The 316-nt window shown below is 45.6% G+C and carries 1 protein-coding gene; it reads right to left on the minus strand.

Annotation, left to right across the window (positions count from 1 at the left end; translation table 11 throughout):
• Positions 1–316 (minus strand): GTP-binding protein (locus CXF69_RS00635; protein ID WP_228706723.1); only part of this gene is annotated, 316 nt, incomplete at both ends.

Raw genomic sequence — 316 nt, forward strand, 5'->3', positions numbered from 1 at the left:
ATAAGTGTCTAGTACGTTTAGTAGCTCTACAACAGCTGGTTGGCCATATTTTTCTTGTGAGCCTTTTAGAGCTTCAGTAGCAGAACCTTTAACGATAGGAGTGTCGTCGCCTGGGAAGTCATAGTCGTTCAATAGTTCACGAACTTCCATTTCTACTAGCTCTAACAATTCTTCGTCATCAACCATGTCACATTTGTTCATGAATACGATGATGTACGGTACGCCAACCTGACGTGAAAGCAAGATGTGCTCACGAGTCTGTGGCATTGGGCCGTCAGTTGCAGATACGACTAGGATTGCGCCGTCCATCTGGGCA

The organism is Psychrobacter sp. Choline-02u-9 (assembly GCF_002836505.1).
Taxonomy (GTDB): Bacteria; Pseudomonadota; Gammaproteobacteria; order Pseudomonadales; family Moraxellaceae; genus Psychrobacter.